The organism is Pseudomonas cucumis, from assembly GCF_030687935.1.
Classification (GTDB): Bacteria; Pseudomonadota; Gammaproteobacteria; order Pseudomonadales; family Pseudomonadaceae; genus Aquipseudomonas; species Aquipseudomonas cucumis.
The window spans coordinates 5,898,119-5,921,177 of record NZ_CP117454.1 but is presented as its reverse complement, the minus strand read 5'-3'; the positions used below and the strand labels follow the sequence as shown (position 1 = coordinate 5,921,177).

Below are 23,059 nucleotides of genomic sequence, written 5' to 3'. Positions count from 1 at the left end.
TGCCCGCGAAGGGCGCGACGTGGTCCTCAGGAAGCCAGGCTCTTGCGAAACCGCATCAGCGCAATGGTAAAGAACAGCAGGCCGATGGCGCTTAATGCCAGCAAGTCTGGCCAGACGACACCGATGCCGGCGTCGCGAAACAGTATCGCGGCGCTGAGGCTGACGAAGTGTGTCGACGGCGAGCCCTGCATCACCCATTGCAGCCATTGCGGCATGCTGTCCAGGGGCGTACTGCCCCCGGAAAGCAGCAACATCGGGATAATCACCGGAATCGCCAACAAGCCGAACTGCGGTGTCGAGCGGGCGAGGGTCGCGAGGAAAATTCCCAGCGCCGTGCTGGCGAACAGATAAACCGCCGTTACCAACAAGAAAAAGCTCATGGAGCCGGCCAGCGGCACGCCAAGGGCGCCTTTGACGATCACTTCCAGCGATACCCAGGTGCACAGCACCACCACCAGCATGTTGCTCCAGACTTTCGCCAGCATGATTTCCAGTGCCGTCAGCGGCAGTACCAGCAAATGGTCGAGGGTGCCGTGCTCGCGTTCACGCAGTAGCGCTGTGCCCGTCAGGATGATGGCCAGGATCGTGATGTTGTTGACGATCTGAATCACCGCCAGGAACCAGCCACCCTCCAGGTTGGTATTGAACAGGGCTCGTGTCGTCAGCAGCACCGGTGTCTGGCTCGCCGCATCGCCCTGGCCACTGTAGGTCAGCAGCTCGCGCTGGAAAATCCGCCCGATATAGCCTGCGCCCATGAACGCCTGGCTCATGGCGGTGGCGTCAACGTTGACCTGCACCGCTGGCTGGTGGCCGCCCAGCAGATCGGCCTGAAAATTGGCTGGAATATTGATCACGAAGGTGTACCGCCCGCTGTCCAGTACCTCGTCCAGTTGGCCATAAGGCAGCGGCACCGGCGGTTGAAATTCCGGCGGCCGCAGAACCTGGGCCAGCTGGCGTGACATGGGGCTGTGATCTTCATCGACCATGGCCACACTGGCGTTGTGCACCCCAATCACTGAGCCTGCGGCCGGCATGTAGATCGCCACTGTAAAGGCGTAGAGCAGGAACAGTAGCAACACACTGTCATGTCGCAGGCTGGTGAGTTCCTTGAGGCCAAGACGCAGGATGTGCGCAAGCTTATGCATCAGACCTCCTGCTTTTTCAGCATGGCCAGGCTGAGCCCGGTGAACCCGAGAAAGAACCCGAACAGTGCCAGGCATTGTGGCCACAACTGCCGGATATCCAGCGCCTTGGTAAAGGTGCCGACAGCAATATCGAGAAAATAGCCTGCCGGAAACAGCATACCCATGACCGCGGCCGCACCATCGAGGGCCGATCGCGGCACGATCAAACCGGAGAACTGGATCGTCGGCAGACTTGTGATGATCATGGTGCCGAGAATCGCGGCGATCTGGGTTCGAGTGAACGCCGAAATCAACATCCCCATGCTGGTGGTCGCCAGCACGTAGAGCAGCCCGCCGAAAGCCAGGGTCAATGCGCTGCCCTTGAAGGGTACGCCGAACAGCCAGCGGTTCATGGCTGTCAGCACGGCGAGATTGATCAGACTGACGGCCAGATACGGCACCTGTTTACCTAACAGGAACTCCAGGCGGGTCAGCGGTGTGGCGTAGAAGTTGGTGATCGAGCCCAGTTCCTTCTCCCGCACGATGCCCAGCGCAGTCAGCATGGCCGGGATGAACGCCAGGATCAGCGCCATCACTCCAGGGCCGATGGCGTTGACGCTGACGACGTCCTGGTTGTAGCGGAAGCGGGTTTCCAGTTTGGCTGGCGCTTGCTGGGGTGGTGCGGGGCTGGACTGATCCGCCAGTTGTTCCAGGTTGGCCTGGTGTACCGCTTCCACATAATTGCGGCTGGTTTCGGCGCGAAACGGCATACCGCCGTCGAACCAGGCCGCCACCGTGGGTTGGCGACCGGCGAACAGATCCCGGCCGAATCCTGGGGGAATCTCCAGCGCCAGTTTGATTTCCGAGCGCTGCAATCGTCGATGCAACTGCGCCGGATCGCCTATCGGGGGCTGCTCTTCGAAGTAACGGGAACCGCGAAATGCCTCCAGATAAGCCCGGCTTTGCGGGGTCTGGTCCTGGTCGTAGACCGCGAAAGCGAGTTTCTCCACGTCCAGGGAAATGCCGTAGCCGAAAATCACCATCATGAGCATCGCCCCGAGTAGAGCGAAGGCCAGGCGCACTCTATCGCGCAGCAGTTCCTTGGCTTCACGGTTCGCCAATGCCCGCAGTCGCCCAAAGCTGAAGCGACGGTCTTTCATTGATGGGGTGGGTGCGAGCATCGTTTCGATAGGCGTTGGTGGCGCCGCGGTTGCGACCGGACTCTGGGCCTGCTCCAGACAGGTGACGAACGCGGCCTCAAGTGTCTGGCCGTTGAACTGCTGTTGCAGTGCTGCCGGGGTGTCGCAGGCCAGTACCTTGCCTGCGTGCATCAATGAGATGCGGTCGCAGCGCTGGGCTTCGTTCATGAAATGGGTGGACAGGAAGATTGTCACGTCCTGTTCACGGGACAGTTCGATCAGCAGTCGCCAGAAATCGTCCCGCGCCGCCGGGTCGACGCCGGAGGTGGGTTCGTCGAGGATCAGCACTTCCGGGCGATGCAGCACCGCCACCGCCAGGGATAACCGTTGACGCAGACCCAGCGGCAATGCACCGGAGGGCTGATGGGCGACGTTGGCCAGGCTGAAGCGCTGGATCAGTTCGTCGATGCGCTGAGCACTGTCGGCCTGGGGTAGATCGAACAAGCGTGCGTGCAAGTCCAGGTTCTGCCGCACGCTGAGTTCGCCATACAGCGAGAAACTCTGAGACATGAAGCCGACGCGCTTGCGGGTGGCCAGGTCCTTGGCGTTCACCGGGTTGCCCAGCAGCGTGGCACTGCCTTCGCTGGCCGGGATCAGCCCGGTGAGCACTTTCATGGTGGTGGTTTTGCCACAGCCGTTGGAGCCCAGAAACCCGAAGATCTCGCCACGGCCGATGGCGAAGCTGACCTTGTCCACCGCCGTGAAGTCGCCGAAACGCAGGGTCAGGTCATGGGCCTGGATGGCGATATCGGCCGTAGCGTTGGTTCGGGGAGGGATCACCAGTGGTTGGTTATCGTGGCCGGTGTCGCCCTGAAAGTGGGTGAAGGCTTCATCGAGCTTGCCGCTGGGGGTTACCGCCCGCAGGTCGCTGCTCAAGCCGGCGGCGATCAGCTTGCCGCCGTCAAGCATCAGGCAATGCTCGAACTGCTCGGCCTCTTCCATGTACGCGGTGGCGACCAGTAGCGTCAGTTGCGGGCGTTGGCGCCGAACGTCATCAATCAACTCCCAGAAATGCCGTCGGGACAAGGGGTCGACGCCAGTGGTCGGCTCATCGAGGATCAACAAATCAGGCTCATGGATCAGTGCGCAACAGAGGCCGAGCTTCTGTTTCATTCCGCCCGACAGCTTGCCGGCCGGGCGCTCGGCAAATCGCAGTAGATCGGTGGCGAGCAGCAGGCTGTGCATGCGCTGATTGCTTTCAGCCCTGGACAGCCCGAACAGTGTGGCGAAGAAGTGAATGTTCTCGCGGATCGACAGATCAGGGTACAGGTTGCCGCCCAGACCTTGAGGCATGAATGCGATGCGCGAGTAGAGGCTGTTGCGGTGGCGCCGGTCCTGGATCGAGCCACCGAGCACTTCCAATTGACCTTCCTGCAGCGTCTTCACGCCAGCGATCAATCCCAGCAAACTGGATTTACCGGCGCCATCCGGGCCAATCAACCCGCACCGGGTACCGATGGGCAGGCTGAGCGTGATGTCGGTCAGCGCATGCCGTTCGCCATAGCGGTGCTGAAGGTGGGTGGCTTGCAGTGCCAGGCCGGTCATTGAAGATTGGCCGGCCAGTCAATGGGAGCGGTGCGCACGTAGCCATTGCCGGGCATCCCCGGTTTGGCCTGGGGCACGGCGCTGGGGTGGGTCAAGTGTAGCTTGACCCGAAACACCAGCTTCTGACGTTCGTCGCGGGTCTCGACTTCTTTGGGCGTGAACTGCGACTTGGCCGCCACGAAACTGATTTTTGCCGGCAGCGGCTGGTCGGGCAGGGCGTCCAGCAGGATCCGCGCTTCATCGCCGACCGCCAGGCGTCCGGCGACGGATGCTGCAAGATAGAGGTTCATGTATTGGTCGTTCGGGTCAATCAGCAGCAATACTCGCCCACCTGCGCCGAGCACTTCTCCGGGTTCGGCCATGCGAAGCTGAATTATCCCGTCGATGGGGGCCCGCAAGCTGCTGTCGTCAATTTCGCTGTTTAGCTGAGCCACTTGCGCCTGTGCCGCGCCAATGGCTGCGCCGACGGCGGACACCTGAGCGCGGGCTGCAGTAACAGCCGCGTTGGCGGTGTCGAAGCGTGACTGTTGTTGATCGATGATCTGGCCGCTGGCGAAACCGCGATTGAACAACGCCTGGGAGCGCTTGAGCTCTTGCTGGGCAAGCAGTTGCTCGCTCTGGCGCAGTTTCACATTGGCCTGGGCCGCGGCAAGATTTTCCCGGGCGCGTATCACTTCGGCTTCAGCCTGGTTGCGCTGGGCTTCGAGGGTACGGGTGTCCATGCGGGCCAACAGTTGACCCTGAGTTACCTTGTCGCCTTCTTCCACCAACACTTCAGCCAATCGACCGGGTGTTTTGCTGGCGATTTGCACTTCCGTGGCTTCAAGTCGACCATTGCCGACGTACAACCCTTCGGGCAGTCGGTTAACGGTCGACCGCCAATAACCAAACCCTCCGGCGGCCAGCAACACAGTCCCCAGTAAAAAAACGAAGAAAAGCGAAGAACGGCTGTGCGTCGACATATCGGCATCCTGCGTCTATAGCGTTCCAGTCTGACAGGAACGCGCTTGAGCACCTTGATGTTAGTCAACTGAGGGCCAAGCCTGACCGGTTGGCAAGGTAAGCCAGAGTGTCCGGCGGTTATGCATTATTTAGCGCAGATCAAGCACCGCTGCCCATTGCTCGGCTGTCACCGGCATCACCGACAGTCGCGAGCCTTTCTGCACCAATGGCATTTCGGCCAGCGCCGTTTGCTGTTTCAGATAATCCAGCTTCAGCACCTTGGAAAACGTTTCGATGTGAGCGACATCGATCGCGCTCCAGGCGTTTTTCTCGGCAGTGGCCTTCGGATCATAGTAATGACTCTCAGGTTCCAGTGCCGTCGGGTCCGGATAGGCTGCCTCGACAATCTTTCCGATCCCGGCAATCCCAGGCTCAGGGCAACTGGAGTGATAGAAGAAAAATTCGTCGCCCACTGCCATGGCCCTTAAAAAATTGCGCGCCTGGTAGTTGCGAACCCCGTCCCAGCGCGCTCGGCCAAGCTTCTCCAAGTCATTTATGGAGAGTTCGTCAGGCTCGGATTTCATCAGCCAATAGGCCATGGTTTGGCTCCTTGCGAGGTGAGTGGGAGAGCGGTCGGGCAATTTTATGACAAACCGACAGTCGGTTGACGCCAGCGTTTGCGTGTCGGTTCACGTTGTCGCAAAATGCCGGCCTTCTAAGCTTGACGCTGCTGCACGGCCTACACCTACAACGGAAACCGCTGCTGTCATCGTGTTGATGTGCCTTTGGGGGGCAATCGATGAAACGCAAACCGGATTTACTATGGATTTTGGTTATTTTGTTCGGCCTTGGTGTCGTGACCACCGGCTATGCCCAAAGCCTGTGGAACAACAAATCCGATGCTCCCGTCGAGATCGCGCAGCAACAGCCGTCGGCCTTCAAGCGCTGAACCTGTCTTTCGACGCCGCTGAAATCAGTGGCGTCTAGCCCGCGAAATACCACGCCTTGTCCGTGACCGTTCCCTGCAGCGGTACATCCCAGCTCGCCTGAGCCAATCGTTGAACCTTCTGACATTCATGGGCCAGGCCCAGCAGCGTCGGTTTGCGCCAGTTTTTGCGGCGCGCCAGGTACGCCAGGCTTCGGTCGTAGAAACCACCGCCCATTCCCAAGCGCCCGCCGACATCGTCAAACCCCACCAGCGGTAACAACACCAGATCCAGCGCCCAGACTTTGCGTTGTCGGGCGATGTTGTGCCGTGGTTCTGGGATGCGAAAACGGTTGGGTTTGAGCTTTTCGCCGGGACGAACCCGCTGGAACACCATTTTGGTTTGTGGCCAGGCACTGAGCACCGGCAGATACGTCGCCTTGCCCCGACGTTGCGCGGCGCGCATCAGCAGGCGTGGATCGATTTCACCGTCGGTGGGCAGGTACAGGGAGATGTGCTTTGCACGGCGGAACAGCGGGTGCTGGGCCAATTGCTTATACAGCCCGCGAGCGGCCTCGCGCTGCTGACTGGGCGTCAGTGCGCGGCGGGCCTTGCGCAGCATGCGTCGAAGTTGCGGGCGGGGCAGCAGCGCAGGTTCGGTCATGGATTCAGGCTTCGGAAGTGCGAGTACTAAAGCGTACCCGTAAAAAAGCCGATGCCGGTATAAAAACCGGCATCGGACTGGAATCAGGCTCCCCGGATGAACCGCTGTCGACTTAGCCCTTGAACCCGAAAGTTCAAGGTGGAAGATGCAGTAGGCTTTAAGGCTTTCCGTCTAGCGGACATGCACACCAGCCCAACGTGCAACCTCCAGGGTAGTGCGAATCGGCTCAGGGACGTCGTCAACTGGCAAGCACCCCAGGGAGTGATGCGAGTATACCCCAAGCGGTCACGCGAATCAGCCCTTGGTGACATCCGGATCGGTGGCCAGTACCAGATCGACGCGGTCCAGCAGGTCGCGAACCTGCTCCCGGGTCGAGCCGCTGGCCTGCACATCCGGGCGTTCTTCCTTGTGCAGAAGATCGTGCGTGATGTTCAGCGCGGCCATCACGGCGATGCGGTCGGCGCCGATGACTTTGCCGCTGCTGCGGATTTCGCGCATCTTGCCGTCCAGGTAACGGGCAGCGCTCACCAGGTTGCTGCGCTCTTCCTGGGGGCAGATGATCGAATATTCTTTGTCGAGGATCTGCACGGTAACGCTATTGCTTGAACTCATGAGTCTTGCTCCAGGGCCTTGAGGCGCGAAATCATCGATTCGACCTTACGCCGGGCGATTTCATTTTTTTCAATGAGGTGCGCGCGTTCCTCGCGCCAGCTCTTTTCCTGAGCTAATAGGAGTCCGTTCTGACTCTTTAGTTGCTCGACTCGAGTAATTAGCAGTTCGAGTCTGGCCATCAGCGCTTGCAGGTCGGTGTCTTCCATTGTGTCCACTGGTTGTATCTGATGGGTGGCAAGCTCGTAGGCCTGGCTGGCGGACAGCCTTTAATAGTCTTGGCGAGTCTGTCGATGTAGGATACAAGGCCTTCATTCTAGACATAGCGCCGTCTGGCGCCTAGCTACCCATGCCCATTCAGAATTCTCCGTACCAAGCCTTTGCCACCCTGCTGAGCACCAGCGGCCACCCCGTCTCGCCTGCCGAACTGCACGGCTTGTTGCTCGGCCGCAGTTGCGCCGGTGCCGGCTTCGAAGCCGACAGCTGGTTGGCTGACGCCGCCGAGCTGCTCGAAGGCGAGCCACAAGACAACGTTCGCAACGCCTTGATCGGACTGCAAGAGATGGTCAAGGGCGAGCTTACCAGCGACGACATGACCGTTGTTCTGCTGCTGCCGACCGACGACGCGCCGCTCACCGAGCGAGCGGCTGCACTGGGCCAGTGGTGCCAGGGCTTCCTTACCGGCTTTGGTCTGACACGCCGCGAATATGCCTTGAGCACTGAAGCCACCGAAGTGCTGCAGGATCTAGCCGCCATCGCCCAGGTGCAAGACGCGCTGGAAGAGTCCGACGACGGCGAAAGCGACTACATGGAAGTCATGGAGTACCTGCGCGTCGCTCCGTTGTTGCTGTTCACCGAAACCAAGAAAACCGACGAAGCGGCTGCCAAACCGTCGTTGCATTAATCGCGTGCCAGGGAAAGCCATCTGCCCATGATTCATATCCCGAAATCGGAATACAGCCGTCGCCGCAAGGCGCTGATGGCGCAGATGGAACCCAACAGCATCGCCATCCTGCCCGCCGCCGCGGTGGCCATCCGCAACCGCGACGTCGAGCACGTCTACCGTCAGGACAGCGACTTCCAGTACCTCAGCGGTTTCCCCGAGCCTCAAGCCGTCATCGTCTTGATGCCCGGCCGTGAGCACGGCGAATACGTGCTGTTTTGCCGGGAACGTAATGCCGAGCGGGAATTGTGGGACGGCCTGCGCGCCGGCCAGGAAGGCGCGATCCGCGACTTCGGCGCCGATGACGCATTCCCCATCACCGACATCGACGACATCCTGCCGGGCCTGATCGAAGGCCGCGACCGGGTGTACTCGGCCATGGGCAGCAACCCGGAATTCGATCGGCACCTGATGGACTGGATCAACGTGATCCGCTCTAAAGCGCACCTCGGCGCCCAGCCGCCGAACGAATTCGTTGCCCTGGATCATCTGCTTCACGACATGCGCCTGTATAAATCGGCGGCAGAAGTGAAGGTGATGCGCGAAGCTGCGCGGATTTCCGCCCAGGCCCATATTCGTGCGATGCAGGCCAGCCGTGCCGGTTTGCATGAGTTCAGCCTCGAAGCCGAACTCGACTACGAATTCCGCAAGGGCGGGGCGAAGATGCCGGCTTACGGTTCGATCGTCGCCGCCGGGCGCAACAGCTGCATCCTGCACTACCAGCAGAATGACGCGGTGCTCAAGGACGGCGATCTGGTGTTGATCGACGCTGGTTGCGAGATCGACTGCTACGCCAGCGACATCACCCGCACCTGGCCGGTCAACGGCAAGTACTCACCGGAGCAGAAGGCGATTTACGAGTTGGTGCTGGCTTCCCAGGAAGCGGCGTTTGCCGAGATCGCGCCGAACAAACACTGGAATCAGGCGCACGAAGCCACGGTCCGGGTCATTACCGCCGGCCTGGTGAGGTTGGGCCTGTTGCAGGGCGAGGTCGACGAGTTGATCGCCAGCGAAGCCTATAAAGCGTTTTACATGCACCGCGCCGGCCACTGGCTGGGCATGGATGTGCATGACGTTGGCGAGTACAAGGTCGGCGGCGAATGGCGCGTACTGGAAGTCGGCATGGCGCTGACCGTGGAGCCGGGCATTTACATTGCTCCGGACAACCAGAACGTGGCGAAGAAATGGCGCGGTATTGGCGTACGCATCGAGGACGACGTGGTGGTCACCAAAACCGGTTGTGAAATCCTGACTAACGGCGTACCGAAAACGGTCGCCGAGATCGAAGCCTTGATGGCCGCCGCACGGACACAAGCGGCATGAGTCGCGTCAATCTGGCAATCATCGGCGGTGGCCTGGTCGGCGCCAGCCTGGCGTTGGCTCTGCAGGCCGGGGCCAAGGCCCGTGGCTGGAAGATCGTGCTGATCGAGCCCTTTGCTCCCGGCCACACGTACCAGCCGAGCTATGACGCCCGTTCTTCGGCGCTGTCCTTTGGCGCCCGGCAGATTTATCAACGGTTGGGCGTGTGGCAGGAAATCTCCCGCCGTGCCGAGCCGATCAAGCAGATTCATGTCTCTGACCGTGGGCGTTTCTCCACCGCGCGGCTGTCGGCGATGGAAGAGGGCGTACCGGCGTTGGGTTATGTGGTGGAAAACGCCTGGCTCGGCCAATGCCTCTGGCAAGGTCTGGACAACGACGTAGTCAGTTGGCGCTGCCCGGCGGAAGTCACCCGCATGGAACCGCTGACCGACGGCTATCGTCTGACGCTCAACGATGAAACCGTCCTGGAATGCGACCTTGCGGTGCTCGCCGATGGCGGCCGTTCCGGCTTGCGTGAGCAACTGGGTATTGGCATCAAGAAACGCCCGTATAACCAGAGCGCGCTGATCGCCAACATCACCCCCAGTGAAGCGCACAACGGCATGGCCTTCGAGCGTTTCACCGACGATGGCCCGATGGCCTTGCTGCCGTTGCCGGACAATCGCTGCGCTTTGGTCTGGACCCGTTTGGGCATGGATGCGCAACGGCTGGCGGCCCTTGATGACCGCAGCTTTCTCGCTGAATTGCAGGGCATCTTCGGTTATCGCCTCGGCACGCTGAAACAGGTCGGGGCACGGCATCTGTATCCGCTGTCGCTGATTGAAGCCGAGGAGCAAGTTCGCCCGCATCTGGCGGTTCTCGGCAATGCTGCTCATAGCCTGCATCCGATCGCCGGGCAGGGTTTCAACCTGTCGTTGCGTGACGCCCAGGCGCTGGCCGACAGTCTGTTGGGCAGCGAGACATCGCCCGGCGATTTCGCCACCTTGCAGGCCTACCGCGAGCGTCAGCGTCTGGACCAGAGCCTGACCGTAGGCTTCTCCGATCAGGTGACCCGGTTATTCGGCAGCACTCAGCCGCTGGTTTCCCTGGGCCGCAACATTGGGTTGCTCGGCCTCGATCTGCTGCCGCCGGCCAAGCGCTGGTTCGCCCGGCAGGCCATGGGCTTGGGTACGCGACCCGATGAGTAAGCAAAAACCGGGCAGGGTGCACCTGCAAGTCGATATTCATGGCGGCGCGAGCACTTGGGTGGCGCGGGTCGAGAAAAACCTTTATGTGCGGCTCAAGCCGCAAGCGAGACAGGCTTAAAGCATGGAAATGCGCGCAGATCTGCTGATTGTCGGGGCCGGAATGGTCGGCAGTGCCCTGGCGCTGGCGTTACAAAACAGTGGGCTCGAAGTCCTGCTGCTGGACGGTAGCCCCCTGAGCGTCAAACCCTTCGATGGGCAGGCTCCGTTCGAACCGCGGGTGAGCGCCTTGTCGGCCGCCAGCCAGCGCATACTTGAACGTCTGGGTGTCTGGGAGGGCATCGCCAGCCGACGCTGCAGTCCTTACACCGACATGCATGTCTGGGACGGTAGTGGCACCGGGCAGATCCATTTCTCGGCGACCAGCGTCCATGCCGAAGTGCTCGGGCATATCGTCGAGAACCGCGTGGTTCAGGATGCCTTGCTCGATCGACTGCACGACTGCGATCTCGGGATGCTGGCCAATGCGCGTCTGGAGCAAATGCGCCGCTCCGGTGACGAGTGGCTGCTGACCCTGGCCGATGGCCGCACCTTGCGGGCACCTTTGGTGATCGCCGCGGATGGCGCCAACTCGGCCGTTCGGCGCCTGACCGGTGTTGCGACTCGCGAGTGGGATTACATGCACCACGCGATCGTTACCAGTGTGCGCAGCTCAAAACCCCATCGAATGACCGCGTGGCAGCGATTCACCGACAACGGCCCGCTGGCGTTTCTGCCGCTGGACCGGGACGGTCAACAGGATTGGTGCTCGATCGTCTGGTCGACCACGCCGAGCGAAGCCGAACGCCTGATGGCGCTGGACGACGAAGGCTTCTGCAAGGAGCTGGAGCGGGCCTTCGAAGGCTGCCTCGGCACAGTGCTCAGCGCGGACCCGCGTTTGTGCGTACCGCTGCGTCAGCGTCATGCCAAGCGGTATGTGGCTGAAGGCCTGGCGCTGATCGGCGATGCGGCCCACACCATCCATCCGTTGGCCGGGCAGGGCGTGAACCTCGGTTTCCTCGATGCCGCGGTGCTCGCCGAAGTGCTGCTGCAAGCGGCCGTGCGTGGTGAGCGGTTGGCGGACGTGAAAGTGCTCAGTCGCTATGAGCGTCGGCGCATGCCCCACAACCTGGCATTGATGGCGGCGATGGAAGGGTTCGAGCGATTGTTCCAGGCCGATCCGTTGCCGGTGCGCTGGTTGCGTAATACCGGGTTGAAGATGGTCGATCAAATGCCCGAGGCCAAGGCGTTGTTCGTGCGCGAGGCGCTTGGTTTGATCGGTGATTTGCCGGCGTTGGCCAAGTCTTGAAATTTTCGCTGCAGTAGCTGGCCCCATCGCGGGCAAGCCCGCTCCCACAAGGATCTTCAGCGCTCACACATAATGCATTAACAGCTGAATACCTGTGGGAGCGGGCTTGCCCGCGATGGCGGCAGATCAGCCACCATATACCCAGGTTGTGCAACATCCAGTAACGCCTCCACTCACTGTTCGATTGAGAAGCGAAATGTGAGTCCTTATCATTTGTCCTCACTTCCCCATTCGAGAGATCGCTTCCATGTTGGCACCCAAGCGTCTACTGACTGCACTGGCCCTGACCCTGATTGGCAGCACCGTCGCCCAGGCCGCCGACGAGGTGGTGGTTTACTCCTCGCGTATCGATGAGCTGATCAAGCCAGTCTTCGATGCCTACACCCAGAAAACCGGCGTGCAGGTGAAGTTCATCACCGACAAGGAAGCGCCGCTGATGCAGCGGATCAAGGCCGAGGGCGAAAATGCCACTGCCGACCTGCTGCTGACCGTCGATGCCGGCAACCTCTGGCAGGCCGAGCAGATGGGCATTCTCCAGCCGTTCACTTCCAAGGTGATCGACGCCAACATCCCGCTGCAATACCGCGCTTCCTCCCATGCCTGGACCGGCCTGAGCCTGCGGGCGCGGACCATCGCCTACTCCACCGACCGGGTGAAACCCGGTGAGCTGACCACCTACGAGGCGCTTGCCGACAAGCAGTGGGAAGGCCGCCTGTGCCTGCGCACGGCGAAGAAGGTCTACAACCAGTCCCTGACCGCCACGATGATCGAAGTCCATGGCGCCGAGAAAACCGAGAAAATCCTCAAGGGCTGGGTCAACAACCTGTCCACTGACGTGTTCTCCGATGACATTGCGGTGCTGGAGGCGATCAACGCCGGGCAGTGCGATGTCGGCATCGTCAACACTTACTACTATGGCCGTCTGCACAAACAGAAGCCGGACCTGCCGGTGAAGCTGTTCTGGCCGAATCAGGGCGACCGTGGCGTGCACGTCAACCTGTCGGGCATCGGCCTGACCAAACACGCGCCGCACCCGGAAGCCGCCAAGGCGCTGGTGGAGTGGATGACCACGCCTGAAGCGCAGAAGATTTTCGCTGACGTGAACCAGGAGTTCCCGGCCAACCCTGCCGTTCAGCCTTCCGCTGAAGTCGCGAGCTGGGGCAAGTTTGTGGCCGACACCTTGCCAGTGGAAATCGCCGGCAAGCGTCAGGCCGAAGCGATCCGGATGATGGATCGGGCTGGATGGAATTGAGTCTGTCGATATACTGCGCCACAGAATGAAGTCGGCGGCGTCCCTGCCGGCCTGATCGTTCCCACGTTCTGCGTGGGAATGCATCCACCGACGCTCCGCGTCGAGGCGTGACGCAGAGCGTCACAAGATGTGTGCCCACGCAGAGCGTGGGCACAATCATTTAAACGAGAGCTTTCCTTGGCCCACCCCGCTCAACGCCGCTGGTATCCCCTGGTCTTCGCCATTGCTGCGCTGGTCCTGCTGCCCCTGAGTGTCCTGCTTCTTTCCTGGCAAACCATCGATCAGCAGATCTGGTCTCACCTGTGGGACACCCAGATGCCGCGACTGCTGGGCAATACCCTGACTTTGGTACTCGGCGTCGGTTTCGGTGTAACGCTGCTGGGCGTCAGCCTGGCCTGGCTCACCAGCCTCTGCGAATTCCCCGGGCGGCGTTGGCTGGACTGGGCGCTGATGCTGCCCTTTGCAATTCCTGCTTATGTGCTGGCATTTGTCTTCGTCGGCCTGCTGGATTTCGCCGGCCCCGTGCAAACCTTGCTGCGCGAATGGTTCGGCGGCGGTTTGAGGCTGCCGCGAGTGCGTTCCACCGGCGGTGTGATTCTGGTGCTGGTGCTGGTTTTCTATCCCTACGTTTACCTGTTGGCGCGTAGCGCATTCCTGGCTCAGGGCAAAGGCTTGATGGAAGCAGCGCGAGTCCTTGGGCAATCCCCGTGGCAGGCGTTCTGGCGAGTGGCGTTGCCCATGGCGCATCCGGCCATCGGCGCGGGAGTGGCATTGGCGCTGATGGAAACCCTGGCGGATTTTGGTGCGGTGTCGGTGTTCAACTTTGATACGTTCACCACCGCTATCTACAAAACCTGGTACGGCTTCTTCAGCCTGTCCACCGCCGCGCAACTGGCCAGCCTGTTGCTGTTGGTGGTGATGGTCGTGTTGTATGGGGAGCGCCGTGCCCGCGGGGCTAACCGAGCGAGCAACGAACGGCCACGGGTCAAGGCGTTGTATCACCTGCGCGGGGTCAAGGCGCTGGCGGCCATGAGCTGGTGTGGTCTGGTGTTCGCCTGCGCGTTCGTCATTCCCGTGCTGCAACTGGTGGTGTGGTTCTGGCAACGCGGACGCTTCGATCTGGATGAGCGTTACACCGGATTGATCATCCATACCCTGTACCTGGGCGGCATGGCGGCGTTGATCACCGTCAGTGTCGCTCTGGTGCTGGCCTTTGCCCGTCGATTGGCGCCGACCCGGGCGATCCGTTCCGGCATCAGCCTGGCCAACCTTGGCTACGCCTTGCCGGGCTCGGTGCTGGCGGTGTCGATCATGCTGGCGTTCAGTTACCTGGATCGCGAACTGGTGATCCCGCTGTCGGGATGGCTTGGCGGCGCGGGCAAACCGTTACTGCTGGGCAGTCTGTCGGCGTTGTTGCTGGCCTATCTGGTGCGTTTTATCGCGGTAGCCTATGGACCGCTTGAAAGCAGCCTGGCGCGAATACGGCCTTCTTTGCCCGAAGCGGCACGTAGCCTTGGCGTCAGTGGGCCACGACTGTTTTTCAAAGTGTATCTGCCGTTGCTGCTGCCGGGCACGTTGAGCGCGGCGTTGCTGGTGTTCGTCGATGTGCTCAAGGAAATGCCCGCGACCTTGCTGATGCGCCCGTTCGGCTGGGACACGCTGGCGGTGCGGATCTTTGAAATGACCAGCGAAGGCGAGTGGGCCAGGGCCTCGTTGCCGGCACTGACACTGGTTTTGGTCGGACTGTTACCGGTCATCGGATTGATCAGAAGGTCGGCGCATCGAAACACCTAGGTGTCAGTCCTACACCTTGCGGCTACAATGCGCGGCATTCGGTGCGGTCCGTCCTTCAGACCGGGTCGCTGAAACGGCTGAGAGCCTTTTATTTCAAGGCATTTCAACCTACAGCGCCTGACCGCACCTTCGCCACGCCCGGAAGGAGAAACCCATGGGACAGCGTACGCCTCTGTATGACCTTCATCTCGCCCTCGGCGCGAAGATGGTCGATTTTGGCGGTTGGGATATGCCTCTGCATTACGGCTCGCAGGTCGAGGAACACCATCAGGTGCGCCGCGATTGCGGGGTTTTCGATGTATCCCACATGACCGTGATCGATGTTGACGGCCCCCAGGCCAAGGCCTGGCTTCAGTATTTACTGGCCAATGACGTCGAACGCTTGCACAGCCCCGGCCGTGCCCTGTACAGCGCCATGCTCAACGAGCACGGCGGCATCGTCGACGACATGATCGTCTACCGTCTCGAGGACGGTTATCGCTTGGTGGTCAATGCCTCCACCCGCAATCAGGACCTGGCCTGGATGCAAGCTCATCTCGGCGACTTCGATGTGCAGCTCAACGAGCGCTCCGAGCTGGCGATGCTGGCCATTCAAGGGCCTCATGCCCGGCACAAGATTGCCGAACTGGTGACTCAGTCCCGTGGCACGCTGATTCAGCAGCTCAAATATTTCGAAGGTCAGACCGACGGTGACTGGTTCATCGCGCGCACCGGTTACACCGGTGAGGATGGTCTGGAAATCGTGCTGCCGGCCGATCAGGCACCGGGCTTCTTCAACGATCTGGTGGGCGCGGGTATTTCCCCGATCGGCCTCGGCGCCCGCGATACCTTGCGTGTCGAAGCCGGCATGAACCTCTACGGTCAGGACATCCATCAAGAAGTTTCGCCATTGGCCTCCAACATGGCCTGGAGCATTGCCTGGGAACCGGCCACGCGTCAGTTCATCGGCCGCACTGCACTGGAAGCCGAACAGGCCGATGGCGTACAGCACAAACTGGTGGGTCTGGTCCTTGAAGAACGTGGAGTTCTACGGGCGCATCAAGTAGTTCGCATCGCCGATGTTGGCGAAGGGGAGATCACCAGTGGTAGTTTCTCTCCTACGCTTAGCAAGTCGATAGCACTGGCGCGCGTGCCGGTGGCCACCGCCGACCGCGCTGAAGTGGAAATCCGTGGCAAGTGGTACCCGGTTCGAGTGGTCAAACCGACCTTCGTACGCCACGGCAAAACCTTGATCTAACTTTTTTTGGCGGGCAATGACCGCTGACATTTTTCTTGAGGACACAGAACATGAGCGAAATCCCTGTCGACCTGCGTTTTGCCGAAAGTCACGAATGGGCCCGTCTAGACCATGATGGCGGCGTGAAAGTGGGTATTTCAGACCATGCTCAGGAAGCCTTGGGTGACGTAGTATTCGTTGAGCTGCCGGAAATCGGCAAAGTGTTTGCTGCCGGTGAGGCTGCAGGTGTCGTCGAGTCGGTCAAGGCCGCGTCCGATATCTACTCACCAGTTTCCGGCACAGTCATTGCCGTTAACGAAGAGTTGGCCAACAGCCCGGAACAGGTCAACAGCGCACCTTATGACAGCTGGTTCTTCAAGCTTGAGCCAAGCGATACCTCTGAGCTGGACAAGCTGCTCGACCCGGTGGCCTACAAGGCTGCTATTGGCGAATAAGCCTTCAGCGTTACCCCAAAAGCCCCGATTTTTCGGGGCTTTTTTGTGTCCGCTAACTTGATGCGCTGAAGATTAAATGTGGGAGCGAGCTTGCTCGCGAAAGCGATTAATCATTCAACGTATATGTCGACTGCCCCACCATTTTCGCGAGCAAGCCCGCTCCCACAGGGTAAGTGTCAACCTTTCCCACAGGTTCGCTGCTGGCAGCGACTGCTATGCTGGTTTGACCGCATTGCATCGACGCCGAGCGCCAGTCAAGAGAGAGCCCGTCATGTCCCAGTTGCCGTCCTTGAGCCAGTTACGCGACCCCAATACCTTCCTGCGCCGCCACTTGGGCCCCGATGCCGCCGAGCAGCAGGCAATGCTCGACAGCCTTGGTCTTGGCAGCCGGGTCGAACTGATCGAGCAAACGGTGCCGCCGGGAATCCGCCTCAACCGGCCGCTGGACTTGCCGCCGGCCCTCGACGAAGAAGCCGCGCTGGCCAAGCTGCGGGGCTACGCCGAGCAGAACCAGGTCTGGACCAGCCTGATCGGCATGGGATACCACGGCACCCTCACGCCGGCCGTCATCCTGCGCAACGTGCTGGAAAATCCCGGTTGGTACACCGCCTATACGCCCTATCAACCCGAGATCGCCCAAGGCCGGCTCGAAGCATTGTTGAATTTCCAGCAGCTGACCATCGACCTGACCGGCCTGGAACTGGCCAACGCCTCACTGCTGGATGAGGCCACGGCGGCAGCCGAAGCCATGGCACTGGCCAAGCGCGTGGCCAAATCCAGAAGTAACTTGTTTTTCGTCGATGAGAATTGCCACTCGCAGACCATTTCCGTGGTGCGGACCCGGGCCGAAGGGTTCGGTTTCGAGCTGATCGTCGACTCTGTGGATAACTTGAAACAGCACCAGGTATTCGGCGCGCTGCTGCAATATCCCGACACCCATGGTGAAGTTCGCGATTTACGTCCCTTGATCGATCATCTGCATGCCCAGCAAGCCTTGGCCTGTGTGGCGACCGATCTGCTAAGTCTGCTGTTGCTGACCCCGCCGGGGGAACTGGGCGCCGACGTGGTGTTCGGTTCGTCCCAGCGATTCGGCGTGCCCATGGGTTACGGCGGCCCGCACGCGGCGTTTTTTGCCAGTCGTGACGAATACAAACGGGCGATTCCCGGGCGAATCATTGGCGTATCGAAAGATGCTCGCGGCAACGTCGCCCTGCGCATGGCCCTGCAAACCCGCGAGCAACATATCCGCCGGGAGAAGGCCAACTCCAACATCTGCACCGCCCAGGTGCTGTTGGCCAATATCGCCAGTTTTTACGCGGTCTATCACGGTCCGGAAGGGCTTAAGCGAATTGCCCAGCGCGTCCATCGGCTGACCTGCATCCTCGCTGCCGGCCTGGAGCGTCACGGGATCAACCGTATCAATCAGCACTTCTTCGACACCCTGACCCTGGAGGTCGGTGGCACTCAGACCGCGATCATCGAAAGTGCCCAGGCGGCGCAGATCAACTTGCGCATTCTCGGCCGTGGGCAGTTGGGCCTGAGCCTCGACGAAACCTGTGACGAAATCACCGTGGCGAAGCTGTTCGATGTATTTCTCGGGGCCGATCATGGGCTCAACGTCGACGAACTGGACGCTGAAGTCTTGATGTCCGGCATTCCTGCCGGGTTACAGCGCAGTACGCCGTATCTGCGTCACCCGGTATTCAACGCTCATCACAGCGAAACCGAAATGCTGCGTTACCTCAAGCAGCTGGAAAACAAAGACCTGGCGCTCAATCAATCGATGATCCCGCTGGGCTCCTGCACCATGAAACTCAATGCCACCAGCGAGATGATTCCCATCACCTGGCCGCAATTCGCCAACCTGCACCCGTTTGTGCCGAGAGAGCAGGTGGTGGGTTATTCCTTGATGATCGAGGAGTTGGAGCGCTGGCTCTGCGCGATCACCGGTTTCGATGCGATCTGCATGCAGCCCAACTCGGGTGCTCAGGGCGAGTACGCCGGGTTGCTGGCGATCCGCAAATATCACGAGAGCCGCCATCAGGGCGCGCGGGATATCTGCCTGATCCCGTCCTCGGCCCACGGCACCAATCCGGCCTCGGCGCAAATGGCCGGGATGCGGGTGGTGATCGTCGAGTGCGACGAGGGGGGTAATGTCGATCTGAATGATCTGAAGGAAAAGGCCACGGAGGCGGGGGACAAACTCGCCTGCCTGATGGCGACTTATCCTTCGACTCACGGGGTCTACGAGGAAGGCATCAGCGAGATCTGTGAAGTTATCCACAGCCATGGCGGTCAGGTGTACATGGATGGCGCCAACCTTAATGCGCAGGTTGGATTGGCACGGCCGGCAGACATCGGTGCCGACGTGTCGCACATGAACCTGCACAAAACCTTCTGCATTCCCCATGGCGGTGGCGGACCGGGGATGGGCCCGATTGGCGTTCGGGCGCATCTGGCGCCATTCGTCGCCAATCACCCGGTGGTGCCAATCGATGGCCCGCTGCCGGAGAACGGCGCGGTGAGCGCGGCACCTTGGGGCAGCGCTAGCATTCTGCCCATCAGCTGGATGTACATCGCGATGATGGGGCCGCAACTGGCGGATGCGAGCGAGGTGGCGATTCTCGCCGCGAATTACCTGGCGCAGCATTTGGCCGGCGCATTTCCAGTGCTCTACACCGGGCGCAACGAGCGAGTGGCCCACGAATGCATTCTCGACTTGCGACCGCTCAAGGCGCAGACCGGGATCAGTGAAGAGGACGTTGCCAAACGCCTGATGGACTATGGCTTCCATGCGCCGACCATGTCATTCCCGGTGCCGGGGACGTTGATGGTCGAACCGACCGAGAGTGAGTCGAAGGCGGAACTGGACCGTTTTATCGGCGCGATGTTGAGTATCCGCGCGGAAATCACCGAGGTGCAGAACGGCAACTGGCCGGCAGAGGACAACCCGCTGAAACGTTCGCCGCATACCTTGGCCGACATCACCGGGGTTTGGGAGCGGCCGTACAGCATCGAGCAGGCAGTGACGCCGGATGCTCACACCAAGGCCCATAAGTACTGGCCGGTGGTGAACCGTGTGGACAATGTCTACGGTGACCGCAATCTGTTTTGCGCGTGTGTGCCGGTGGACGAATACCGCTGACGGGGAGCGCTGATCGTTCCCGCGCTCTGCGTGGGAGCGATCATCGACAATTGATCGCATTTCAGGCAAAAAAATGCCGCTCATGTGAGCGGCATTTTGTTAAGCAGCGAACCTTATTTCGAGGCGATGGCATTCTTCGCCAGGATGGCGTTCGCCAACTCCATGTCCGTGGCTTGCAGGCCAGGGTTTTCGGAGCGGACTTTCTGCATGGCGGCTTCCAGGTAGGGGCCGCGAATGGCGCCGTCACTGGCGACAAAGCTGCCGGCGTCGTCCTGGGCCGCGACGACCAGCTTGTGATCCCTGGAGGTCAGGTAGGACGAACCGGTGGTGGCACCGGAAGTAAGGACGCTCTGCCAAAAGCTGTCATCAGCCATCGCCGAACCGACTGGAAGGGACAACACGGCGAAGGTAGCGACAGCAAGTTTGAGACGCATAAAAGGTGACTCCACTGGGTTTTAACTGCGGGCTTTGATTGCCAATAACCCAATCGAGTTCCGTGACGTTAGTCGGCATCAGGTCTACTTCTGCTCACTCTGCGGCGTCACTCGCAACACCTCCTCGATCGTGGTCAATCCCGCCGCCACTTTCTGCGCCCCCGACAAGCGCAAACTGCGCATGCCTTCCTTGAAGGCCTGACGGCGGACCGCCAGCAAATCGGTATCAGGGTTGATCAGCGCTTTGATGCCGTCAGTCAGTTGCATGATTTCGTACACCCCGGCGCGGCCGCGATAGCCGGTTTCGCGGCATTCCAGGCAACCGATGGCACGTTGTGCGTTGCCTGGCAGTGGCGCTTGCCAGGGTCGGGTCAGGGTTTGCCAGTCGTCCTCGCCCAAGGTCAGCGGCGCCTTGCAATGCGGGCATAGCGTTCGGACCAGACGCTGGGCCATGACCCCAAGCACCGTGGCCTTGATCAGGTAATGCGGCACACCGAGTTCCAGCAGCCGGCTGATGGCGCTCGGGGCGTCGTTGGTGTGTAACGTCGACAGCACCAAGTGGCCGGTGAGTGCCGCTTGAATCGCCATTTCGGCGGTTTCGAGGTCGCGGATCTCGCCGATCATGATGATGTCCGGGTCTTGTCGCATCAGTGCGCGCACGCCGGCGGCAAAGGTCAGGTCGATGTTGTGCTGGACCTGCATCTGATTGAACGCCGGTTCTACCATTTCGATCGGGTCTTCGATGGTGCAGAGGTTGACCTCAGGCGTCGCCAGTTTCTTCAGGGTGGTGTACAGCGTGGTGGTCTTGCCTGAACCGGTCGGCCCGGTCACCAGAATGATGCCATTGGGCTGGCGGGTCATGTCTTGCCAGCGGCGCAGGTCATCGGCGGAAAAACCCAACTGATCGAAATCCTTGAGCAGCACTTCCGGGTCGAAGATCCGCATGACCATTTTTTCGCCGAACGCCGTCGGTAATGTCGACAGCCGCAGCTCGACTTCGCCGCCGTCCGGGGTTTTGGTTTTGACCCGACCGTCCTGAGGTTTGCGCTTTTCCGCGACGTTCATCCGCCCCAGGCTTTTCAGGCGGCTGACGATGGCCATGGTCACCTGCGGCGGGAATTGATAGACGTTGTGCAGCACGCCGTCGATACGAAAGCGCACCGTGCCTTGCTCGCGTCGGGGTTCGATGTGGATATCACTGGCCCGCTGCTGGAACGCGTACTGGAACAGCCAATCGACAATGTTGACGATGTGCGCATCGTTGGCGTCTGGCTCCTGATCGCTGGCGCCGAGGTTGAGCAACTGTTCGAAGTTGCCCAAGGTGCTGGTCTGTTGATCGGCGTTGGTGGCGCCGCTGACCGATTTGGCCAGGCGGAAAAACTCCACACTGAAGCGCTGGATGTCCACCGGGTTGGCCACCACGCGCTTGATCGGCAGCTTCAGCACATGGGTCAGGTCGGCTTCCCAGCTACTGACGAAGGGCTGGGCGCTGGCCACGGTGACAGCTTCGCGGTCGATGCATACCGCCAGAATCTTGTGGCGTTGGGCGAAGGCATAGGACATCAGCGGCGTGATGGCCGCGACGTTGATTTTCAGCGGGTCGATGCGCAAGTAAGGTTGACCGGCCTGCTGGGACAGCCACAGCGTCAGGCTTTCCAGATCGAGGTGTTTGCCGGGACGGCTGAGGTCGTCCAGGTGTTGGCTGGCGATGAATTCCAGCGGGTGCTGCTGACCATTTATGGCGTGACGGCGGCGGGCGTTGAGTGCATGTTCGGCCGAATCCTGGCTGATAAAGCCTTGGGCGACCAATTCACGCAGCAAATCATTGAGGTCCAGCCAGCGGTCCTGAGTGGCGAGTTGAACGGACATGCGGGCTCCTTATGAACAACCGTTCGCAAAGGATAGCCGCGCACCCGCAGACCGTTGGGCCACTACCCGACCAAGACGTGTCGGGTTTTTTCAGCCAGCTGCCTGAGCCGGCTCTCCCCACGCAGAATCAGCCGCTTGCAGGTTCACCGAGCAGACGCTGATCTGGTTACGTAATTTTTCCGCGATCACTTGAGCACGGTGCCAGCTCAGGCCGTCCATGATGATGTCGATCGACAGCAGATCGTCCATGCGCTGCACGTTGACCTGCTGCGGCGTCAGAAACTGCAAGGCGAACAAGTTGAGCGCCCGACACAACAGATCCGGCTCGGCCTCGGCCAATAATTGATAGTGAACGCGGCAATGGGCGTTGCTGACGTTCCAGACATCGGCGCGGGTGGGCGGGGTGTTCACGGCTTCTAAATGCGGCATGGTCGGTCTCCGAAATCATTGGAGGAATTTTTACATTCGGTGCCGGGCATTTCTTATCTATGATTGGGTTTATTGACCATTTATCGAATCAAACAATTCGATTTAGTACCCACTACAGGTTTTTCTATGCACAGCGAGCTGGATGGCTACGACCGCAAGATTCTCGCGTTGCTGCAAGAGGACGCTTCGCTCTCCAGCGCGCAGATCGCCGAACAGGTGGGGCTCTCGCAGTCGCCGTGCTGGCGGCGGATTCAGCGGATGAAGGAAGAGGGGATCATTCGCGGTCAGGTGACGTTGCTTGACCGAAAGAAAATCGGCCTTAACACGCAGATCTTCGCCGAGATCAAACTCAACGCCCACGGACGCTCGAACTTCACTGAGTTCACCGAGGCGATTCGCGGTTTTCCCGAAGTGCTGGAATGTTATGTGTTGATGGGGTCGGTGGATTTCCTGCTGCGGATCGTCACGGCAGACATCGAGGCTTATGAGCGCTTCTTCTTCGAGAAGCTGTCGATGGTGCCGGGGATTCAGGAGGTCAACTCGATCGTGGCGTTGTCGGAAATCAAATCCACGACGAGTTTGCCGGTGTTGCGGGGGTAGAGATTTGCAGCGTTTGGGCAGGCCTCTTCGCGGCCAAGCCTCGCTCCTACAAGGGCAGCATG

At 60.5% G+C, this 23,059-nt stretch carries 21 protein-coding genes, 1 other RNA gene and 1 pseudogene; 12 read left to right on the top strand and 11 right to left on the bottom strand.

From position 1 onward, the window contains the following. Positions 1 to 26: 26 nt before the first annotated feature. The 4 genes from PSH97_RS26950 to PSH97_RS26935 form a co-directional block, all read right to left on the bottom strand. A complete protein-coding gene (locus PSH97_RS26950) occupies positions 27 to 1,145 on the bottom strand; it encodes an ABC transporter permease (RefSeq protein ID WP_305447354.1) in 1,119 nt (372 codons plus the stop codon). Then, a complete protein-coding gene (rbbA, locus tag PSH97_RS26945) occupies positions 1,145 to 3,868 on the bottom strand; it encodes a ribosome-associated ATPase/putative transporter RbbA (RefSeq protein ID WP_305447353.1) in 2,724 nt (907 codons plus the stop codon). Before rbbA ends, PSH97_RS26950 begins: the two co-directional genes overlap by 1 nt. Beyond that, positions 3,865 to 4,830, bottom strand: coding sequence for an HlyD family secretion protein (locus tag PSH97_RS26940; RefSeq protein ID WP_305447352.1), 966 nt, complete (start codon positions 4,828 to 4,830; stop codon positions 3,865 to 3,867). The genes rbbA and PSH97_RS26940 overlap by 4 nt, the downstream gene beginning before the upstream one ends. Positions 4,831 to 4,959: 129 nt before the next feature. Further along, positions 4,960 to 5,409 carry an EVE domain-containing protein gene (locus PSH97_RS26935; protein WP_305447351.1) on the bottom strand — a complete coding sequence of 150 codons (450 nt, stop codon included), beginning with the start codon at positions 5,407 to 5,409 and terminating at the stop codon, positions 4,960 to 4,962. 200 nt (positions 5,410 to 5,609) lie between these two features. Here PSH97_RS26935 and PSH97_RS26930 point away from each other — a divergent pair, with 200 nt between their 5' ends. Beyond that, positions 5,610 to 5,759 carry a hypothetical protein gene (locus PSH97_RS26930; RefSeq protein ID WP_305447350.1) on the top strand — a complete coding sequence of 50 codons (150 nt, stop codon included), beginning with the start codon at positions 5,610 to 5,612 and terminating at the stop codon, positions 5,757 to 5,759. A 34-nt stretch (positions 5,760 to 5,793) separates the two neighbouring features. On the opposite strand, the gene PSH97_RS26925 is transcribed toward PSH97_RS26930, so the two are convergent. The 4 genes from PSH97_RS26925 to PSH97_RS26910 form a co-directional block, all read right to left on the bottom strand. Then, positions 5,794 to 6,399 (bottom strand): 5-formyltetrahydrofolate cyclo-ligase, encoded by a 606-nt coding sequence (locus PSH97_RS26925; RefSeq protein ID WP_305447349.1) that lies wholly within the window; start codon positions 6,397 to 6,399, stop codon positions 5,794 to 5,796. An 85-nt stretch (positions 6,400 to 6,484) separates the two neighbouring features. After that, positions 6,485 to 6,663: non-coding RNA, 6S RNA (ssrS, locus tag PSH97_RS26920), on the bottom strand. Positions 6,664 to 6,693: 30 nt separating this feature from the next. After that, positions 6,694 to 7,011, bottom strand: coding sequence for a cell division protein ZapA (locus tag PSH97_RS26915; RefSeq protein WP_007942435.1), 318 nt, complete (start codon positions 7,009 to 7,011; stop codon positions 6,694 to 6,696). Continuing rightward, entirely contained in the window at positions 7,008 to 7,217 is a 210-nt protein-coding gene (locus tag PSH97_RS26910) for a TIGR02449 family protein (RefSeq protein WP_007899405.1), read from the bottom strand. Before PSH97_RS26910 ends, PSH97_RS26915 begins: the two co-directional genes overlap by 4 nt. A 140-nt stretch (positions 7,218 to 7,357) precedes the next feature. On the opposite strand from PSH97_RS26910, the gene PSH97_RS26905 reads away from it, so the two are divergent. From PSH97_RS26905 to gcvP, 10 genes and pseudogenes are all read left to right on the top strand, one after another. Beyond that, positions 7,358 to 7,912: a YecA/YgfB family protein gene (locus PSH97_RS26905; protein WP_008012538.1), complete on the top strand. Its 555-nt coding sequence runs from the start codon at positions 7,358 to 7,360 to the stop codon at positions 7,910 to 7,912. Between the two features lie 27 nt (positions 7,913 to 7,939). Further along, positions 7,940 to 9,274 carry a Xaa-Pro aminopeptidase gene (gene pepP, locus PSH97_RS26900; RefSeq protein WP_305447348.1) on the top strand — a complete coding sequence of 445 codons (1,335 nt, stop codon included), beginning with the start codon at positions 7,940 to 7,942 and terminating at the stop codon, positions 9,272 to 9,274. Continuing rightward, positions 9,271 to 10,458, top strand: a complete 1,188-nt coding sequence (gene ubiH, locus PSH97_RS26895; RefSeq protein WP_305447347.1) for a 2-octaprenyl-6-methoxyphenyl hydroxylase — start codon at positions 9,271 to 9,273, stop codon at positions 10,456 to 10,458. The genes pepP and ubiH overlap by 4 nt, the downstream gene beginning before the upstream one ends. Before the next feature lie 22 nt (positions 10,459 to 10,480). Further along, a pseudogene (locus tag PSH97_RS26890) lies at positions 10,481 to 10,576 on the top strand (tetrameric acyl-CoA thioesterase); the annotation flags it as partial. A 9-nt stretch (positions 10,577 to 10,585) separates the two neighbouring features. After that, a complete protein-coding gene (locus tag PSH97_RS26885; RefSeq protein WP_305449877.1) occupies positions 10,586 to 11,803 on the top strand; it encodes a 2-octaprenyl-3-methyl-6-methoxy-1,4-benzoquinol hydroxylase in 1,218 nt (405 codons plus the stop codon). Positions 11,804 to 12,050: 247 nt separating this feature from the next. Beyond that, entirely contained in the window at positions 12,051 to 13,055 is a 1,005-nt protein-coding gene (locus PSH97_RS26880; protein ID WP_305447346.1) for an extracellular solute-binding protein, read from the top strand. 177 nt (positions 13,056 to 13,232) lie between these two features. After that, positions 13,233 to 14,849, top strand: coding sequence for an ABC transporter permease (locus PSH97_RS26875; protein WP_305447344.1), 1,617 nt, complete (start codon positions 13,233 to 13,235; stop codon positions 14,847 to 14,849). A gap of 154 nt (positions 14,850 to 15,003) precedes the next feature. Then, positions 15,004 to 16,086, top strand: coding sequence for a glycine cleavage system aminomethyltransferase GcvT (gene gcvT / locus PSH97_RS26870; protein ID WP_305447343.1), 1,083 nt, complete (start codon positions 15,004 to 15,006; stop codon positions 16,084 to 16,086). 50 nt (positions 16,087 to 16,136) lie between these two features. Continuing rightward, the gene (gene gcvH, locus PSH97_RS26865; RefSeq protein WP_305447342.1) at positions 16,137 to 16,520 is read left to right on the top strand and encodes a glycine cleavage system protein GcvH; all 384 of its coding nucleotides are present in this window, start codon (positions 16,137 to 16,139) and stop codon (positions 16,518 to 16,520) included. A 271-nt stretch (positions 16,521 to 16,791) separates the two neighbouring features. Further along, a complete protein-coding gene (gene gcvP, locus PSH97_RS26860; protein WP_305447341.1) occupies positions 16,792 to 19,665 on the top strand; it encodes an aminomethyl-transferring glycine dehydrogenase in 2,874 nt (957 codons plus the stop codon). 113 nt (positions 19,666 to 19,778) lie between these two features. Here the strand turns inward: gcvP and PSH97_RS26855 are convergent, their stop codons facing one another. The 3 genes from PSH97_RS26855 to PSH97_RS26845 all read right to left on the bottom strand — a co-directional run bounded on the left by PSH97_RS26855 (position 19,779) and on the right by PSH97_RS26845 (position 22,397). After that, complete coding sequence (locus PSH97_RS26855; protein WP_305447340.1) at positions 19,779 to 20,099, bottom strand: DUF2388 domain-containing protein; 321 nt, start codon at positions 20,097 to 20,099, stop codon at positions 19,779 to 19,781. Positions 20,100 to 20,183: 84 nt separating this feature from the next. After that, entirely contained in the window at positions 20,184 to 21,968 is a 1,785-nt protein-coding gene (locus tag PSH97_RS26850; protein ID WP_305447339.1) for a GspE/PulE family protein, read from the bottom strand. Positions 21,969 to 22,058: 90 nt separating this feature from the next. Beyond that, entirely contained in the window at positions 22,059 to 22,397 is a 339-nt protein-coding gene (locus PSH97_RS26845) for a hypothetical protein (protein ID WP_305447338.1), read from the bottom strand. Positions 22,398 to 22,523: 126 nt separating this feature from the next. Between PSH97_RS26845 and PSH97_RS26840 the strand changes: the two genes are divergently transcribed. Then, a complete protein-coding gene (locus PSH97_RS26840) occupies positions 22,524 to 22,997 on the top strand; it encodes an Lrp/AsnC family transcriptional regulator (RefSeq protein ID WP_008012567.1) in 474 nt (157 codons plus the stop codon). The last annotated feature ends 62 nt before the right edge of the window (positions 22,998 to 23,059 follow it).

Excerpts from the sequence above, each read along its gene's own strand:
- PSH97_RS26950 (WP_305447354.1), bottom strand. The coding sequence starts at position 1,145 with ATGCATAAGCTTGCGCACATCCTGCGTCTTGGCCTCAAGGAACTCACC.
- rbbA (WP_305447353.1), bottom strand. The coding sequence starts at position 3,868 with ATGACCGGCCTGGCACTGCAAGCCACCCACCTTCAGCACCGCTATGGC.
- PSH97_RS26940 (WP_305447352.1), bottom strand. The coding sequence starts at position 4,830 with ATGTCGACGCACAGCCGTTCTTCGCTTTTCTTCGTTTTTTTACTGGGG.
- PSH97_RS26935 (WP_305447351.1), bottom strand. The coding sequence starts at position 5,409 with ATGGCCTATTGGCTGATGAAATCCGAGCCTGACGAACTCTCCATAAAT.
- PSH97_RS26930 (WP_305447350.1), top strand. The coding sequence starts at position 5,610 with ATGAAACGCAAACCGGATTTACTATGGATTTTGGTTATTTTGTTCGGC.
- PSH97_RS26925 (WP_305447349.1), bottom strand. The coding sequence starts at position 6,399 with ATGACCGAACCTGCGCTGCTGCCCCGCCCGCAACTTCGACGCATGCTG.
- PSH97_RS26915 (WP_007942435.1), bottom strand. The coding sequence starts at position 7,011 with ATGAGTTCAAGCAATAGCGTTACCGTGCAGATCCTCGACAAAGAATAT.
- PSH97_RS26910 (WP_007899405.1), bottom strand. The coding sequence starts at position 7,217 with ATGGAAGACACCGACCTGCAAGCGCTGATGGCCAGACTCGAACTGCTA.
- PSH97_RS26905 (WP_008012538.1), top strand. The coding sequence starts at position 7,358 with ATGCCCATTCAGAATTCTCCGTACCAAGCCTTTGCCACCCTGCTGAGC.
- pepP (WP_305447348.1), top strand. The coding sequence starts at position 7,940 with ATGATTCATATCCCGAAATCGGAATACAGCCGTCGCCGCAAGGCGCTG.
- ubiH (WP_305447347.1), top strand. The coding sequence starts at position 9,271 with ATGAGTCGCGTCAATCTGGCAATCATCGGCGGTGGCCTGGTCGGCGCC.
- PSH97_RS26885 (WP_305449877.1), top strand. The coding sequence starts at position 10,586 with ATGCGCGCAGATCTGCTGATTGTCGGGGCCGGAATGGTCGGCAGTGCC.
- PSH97_RS26880 (WP_305447346.1), top strand. The coding sequence starts at position 12,051 with ATGTTGGCACCCAAGCGTCTACTGACTGCACTGGCCCTGACCCTGATT.
- gcvT (WP_305447343.1), top strand. The coding sequence starts at position 15,004 with ATGGGACAGCGTACGCCTCTGTATGACCTTCATCTCGCCCTCGGCGCG.
- gcvH (WP_305447342.1), top strand. The coding sequence starts at position 16,137 with ATGAGCGAAATCCCTGTCGACCTGCGTTTTGCCGAAAGTCACGAATGG.
- gcvP (WP_305447341.1), top strand. The coding sequence starts at position 16,792 with ATGTCCCAGTTGCCGTCCTTGAGCCAGTTACGCGACCCCAATACCTTC.
- PSH97_RS26855 (WP_305447340.1), bottom strand. The coding sequence starts at position 20,099 with ATGCGTCTCAAACTTGCTGTCGCTACCTTCGCCGTGTTGTCCCTTCCA.
- PSH97_RS26850 (WP_305447339.1), bottom strand. The coding sequence starts at position 21,968 with ATGTCCGTTCAACTCGCCACTCAGGACCGCTGGCTGGACCTCAATGAT.
- PSH97_RS26845 (WP_305447338.1), bottom strand. The coding sequence starts at position 22,397 with ATGCCGCATTTAGAAGCCGTGAACACCCCGCCCACCCGCGCCGATGTC.
- PSH97_RS26840 (WP_008012567.1), top strand. The coding sequence starts at position 22,524 with ATGCACAGCGAGCTGGATGGCTACGACCGCAAGATTCTCGCGTTGCTG.